Source organism: uncultured Campylobacter sp. (assembly GCF_937890585.1).
Classification (GTDB): Bacteria; Campylobacterota; Campylobacteria; order Campylobacterales; family Campylobacteraceae; genus Campylobacter_A.
The window spans coordinates 1-3,851 of sequence record NZ_CALACG010000360.1; the positions used below are offsets into that span (position 1 = coordinate 1).

Annotated in this window: 4 protein-coding genes; 1 reads left to right on the plus strand and 3 read right to left on the minus strand. The window is 41.6% G+C overall.

Annotated elements, in window-relative coordinates; genetic code table 11:
- From Q0296_RS10820 to Q0296_RS10830, 3 genes are all read right to left on the minus strand, one after another.
- On the minus strand, window positions 1-824 hold an 824-nt coding region (locus tag Q0296_RS10820; protein WP_298040478.1), incomplete at its 3' end, for an MlaD family protein.
- Complete coding sequence (locus Q0296_RS10825) at window positions 825-1,565, minus strand: ATP-binding cassette domain-containing protein (protein WP_298040480.1); 741 nt, start codon at window positions 1,563-1,565, stop codon at window positions 825-827.
- The gene (locus Q0296_RS10830) at window positions 1,562-2,668 is read right to left on the minus strand and encodes an ABC transporter permease (RefSeq protein WP_298040482.1); all 1,107 of its coding nucleotides are present in this window, start codon (window positions 2,666-2,668) and stop codon (window positions 1,562-1,564) included. The genes Q0296_RS10825 and Q0296_RS10830 overlap by 4 nt, the downstream gene beginning before the upstream one ends.
- Window positions 2,669-2,747: 79 nt before the next feature.
- Here Q0296_RS10830 and tgt point away from each other — a divergent pair, with 79 nt between their 5' ends.
- The gene (gene tgt / locus Q0296_RS10835) at window positions 2,748-3,821 is read left to right on the plus strand and encodes a tRNA guanosine(34) transglycosylase Tgt (protein WP_298040484.1); all 1,074 of its coding nucleotides are present in this window, start codon (window positions 2,748-2,750) and stop codon (window positions 3,819-3,821) included.
- Window positions 3,822-3,851: the final 30 nt, after the last annotated feature.

The window sequence follows — 3,851 nt, forward strand, 5'->3', positions numbered from 1 at the left end:
AATCCATTTAAAACCTCGCTAGCCTCTCTAAGCAGCGGCGAGAGCGTGTTTCTAAGGTCATATTCGCCATCTTTTGCCTTTTTGGCGATGAGCTCTTGCAGTGAGCTATAGCCATTTACAGCTGAATTTGCTGAGCTAAAAACTGAGTTTGCACTGGCAATTAGCGTGTTTAAATTTTTAGCAAGCTCTTTTGTGTCAGTTTTGTTTAGATTGTCGCTAAAATTTTTCACATTTTTTACGATGCTATCGATCTCACTTAGCCCCTCTTCGTCAGTTAAGACCTGGGTAAATTTATCGATATTTCTTAGGATAGACTCGATATGAGCGATATTTTCAGCCGAGAAAAATCCATCAACCTTATCAAGGGTTTGATTTATCTTAAAAGTGATGTTTTCTGCGTTGTTTCCAAGCTTTGAAAAGAGGCTCTGTTCGATCTGCAATATAGGCTTTTGACCTGACTCAAAGTCCTTTGTGCCTCGGCTTATATTGATACTAGCCACACCACTGATAGCCTGAACTTCGATACTTGCCACGCTATCGGCCTTTATAGGCAGGTCCTCTCTTATCTTCATAGTTATATTTATAAGAGCGTTTTTATCATCGACAAAGCCTATATCACTAACGCTTCCTGCTGGCACGCCGATAAATTTAACCGTAGAATCCACCTTTAATCCGCTTGGCAGCTCGCTTGTGTGGATGTAATACTCCTTAAAATCAACTTTCGTATTATTTTTGCTAGTCATCCACCAGATAAATATGGCAAACGCTGTAAGGCAGGCTATGAAAAACATGCCGACAATGGTATAAGAATTTCTATTTTCCATCTACTTTTTCCTCATTTTAAATAGCTCTTCAAGCGGGTTATTTTCGAGATATTCAAGCTCTTTTATATTTCCTTCGAAGGCTATTTTTTTATTATCTATTATCAAAAATCTATCCAAAATATCAAAAATACTATCCGCATCATGCGTCACCATAACGACGGTAAGTCCGATACTATCGCGCAGATCTTTTATAAGAGCATCCATCTGGCGCGAGCTAACAGGGTCAAGGCCGCTATTTGGCTCGTCCAAAAATAGCACCCTAGGGCTTAGCACCAAGGCTCTTGCGAGCGCGGCTCTTTTTTTCATACCGCCACTTAGCTCGCTTGGATAAAGCATAGAAACTTCTTTTTTAAGCCCAACTTTTTGTATCCAAAACATCGCTATCTCATCGATCTGGCGCTTGTTAAATTTAGAGTACTCATGCAGTAAAACGCCCACATTATCAAGTATCGTCATCGAGCTATAAAGCGCTCCAAACTGAAACATCGTCCCACTTTTTAGCTTGATCTCTTGCTGCTCTTTGGGGCTACTTTTCCACATATTGACGCCGTCAAAGGTTATATCGCCCTTATTTGGCTTTTTTAGATATATCATTGTCTTCATTAGTGTCGTTTTGCCAGCGCCACTACCGCCTAAGAAGCCGTAAATTTCAGCCTCTTTGATACTCCAGCTCACATTATCGTGCATGATCTTATCGCCATAACTTGTCGTTATGTTTTTTCCAACTATTATCTCGTTCATATCTTTAGCCACATAAAAATTATCGCGAAAAAGGCATCAAGCGCGATGACCCAAAATATCGCATTTACAACGCTAACGGTTGTCATCGCTCCAAGGCTTTGGGCGTTTTGACTCACACCAAATCCCCTCATACACCCAATTATCGCTATCACCGCTCCAAAAAACGGAGCCTTTATCATGCCAACAGCAAAGTGCCTAAGCTCGACCATCTCGCGAAATCTATTGAGATAGTCGCTAAAGCTGATATCAAGAATAGTTTGACAAATGATCATCTGCCCTAAGATGCTTATGCCGTCAGCTATAAAGATGATGACAGGCACGCAAAGCACCATGGCGATGATGCGTGGCAAGACCAAGAAGTTAAATGGCTCAAAGCCCATCGTCTTCATCGCGTCTATCTCCTCAGTTAGCTTCATAGCGCCAATTTGTGCAGTAAAGCTGGAGGCCGACCTGCCTGCTACGACGATAGCAGCGATGAGCGGAGCGACCTCTCTAAGCGTTAGCATCCCCATGATCTCTACTATAAATATACTCGCTCCAAAGCTTGCGAGCATCGCACTACCAAGATATGCAAGCACGACGCCTATCAAAAAAGCGGTGAGCGAAACGATAAAAACGGCATTTACACCGCCGTCTTTTATGTAGTTGCTAAATTCTCTAAACCTTAAATTTGCAGGATTAAGGAAAATTTTGACGCTTTTTATCAAAAACTCACCCAAAAACGAGCCAAACTCAACTAAATTTACAAAACCTTCACAAATTTTCTCACCGAGGCGTGAGAAAAAATTTAGGCTATTGTGCGGAGGCATATAGTTAAAGTCGATCTTCTCGTCATTTAGCAGCTCGCCCATCGCCTTTATCTTCTCGTCATTTGTGATGATCTCAAATTTCTTGCCATTTAGCGTGTTTTTTAAAAGGATCAAAACAGCATAATCAATACTCTTTAGCTCGCTAAAGTCAAATTTAACATTGCCGTTAAGCTTTTGGATTTTTTTAAAAATGCTTTGTAAATTTTTTGCGTCTTTATAGCTAAACTCGCCTGCAAATTTTATGGTTGCAGTGCCGTTTGCTTCGGTAAAAACGATATCATTTCTCTTTTGCAAAAAGTTCCTTTGCCTTAAAATTTCTGGATTATATTATAAATTTTGTTAAAATAAAAAATCAAGAATTTTAAGGACTTAGATGAAATTTGAAGTTATAAAAAAAGATGGCAACGCAAGGCGCGGCGTCCTAACAACCGCTCACAGCGTGATACAAACGCCAGTTTTCATGCCAGTTGGCACGGTTGGCGCAGTTAAAAGCCTAGATGCCTTTGATATGAGTGAAATTTTAGACGCAAAGATCATTTTAGCAAACACCTACCACATGTCTGTCTCTTATACACATCTGACGCTGCCGACGAATAGAGAGGCATTTTCACTTAGATCAAACACCAAAAATGACGATGGCGGGATCAAATTTAAAAGCCACATCGACGGCAGCACGCACTACTTCACACCAAGATCCGTCCTTGACACGCAGTATGACCTAGGCAGCGACATAATGATGATACTTGATGATCTAGTCGCCTTGCCTGCTGAGCCAAAAAGGATAGATCTAAGCATAAAACGAACGATAAAATGGGCAAAAGAGGCGATTGATTACCACAAATTTATGCAAAGCAAGGGCGTTGGCTTGCAGCAAAACATCTTTGGTATCGTTCAAGGTGGCACCGACTATGAGGCACGTAAATTTTGCGCCGAGGCACTAAATGAAATGCCATTTGACGGCCTTGCGATCGGCGGTCTAAGCGTTGGCGAGAGCAACGAGTCGATGTATGATACGGTTGAGGCGGTTATGCCATTTATGGATGAGCTAAGGCCTCGCTACCTAATGGGCGTTGGCACACCAGAAGACTTGGTCGAAAACGTAGAGCGAGGGGTTGATATGTTTGACTGCGTTATGCCAACAAGAAACGCAAGAAACGGCACGCTTTTTACTAGCTTTGGCAAGATAAATATCAAATCAGCCCGCTTCATAAACGACCACTCGCCGATCGACAAAGAGTGCCAGTGCTACACCTGCAAGCGCTACTCTAGAGGCTATCTAAATCACCTTTTTAAGGCAAGAGAGCTCACATTTTTTAGACTGGCAAGCCTTCATAACCTACACTACTATCTAAATTTGATGAAAGAGATGAGAGAGGCGATAGAGGTCGGCGAATTTGCTAAATTTAAGCGAAATTTCTACGCAAAAAGGAGCACAGATGAGCTATAAAAGCGCACTTTGTGGATATTTTTATGGAGA

What these genes read in the sequence shown, in the direction of transcription:
- Q0296_RS10825 (WP_298040480.1), bottom strand. Translation starts at nt 1,565, where the DNA reads ATGAACGAGATAATAGTTGGAAAAAACATAACGACAAGTTATGGCGAT.
- tgt (WP_298040484.1), top strand. Translation starts at nt 2,748, where the DNA reads ATGAAATTTGAAGTTATAAAAAAAGATGGCAACGCAAGGCGCGGCGTC.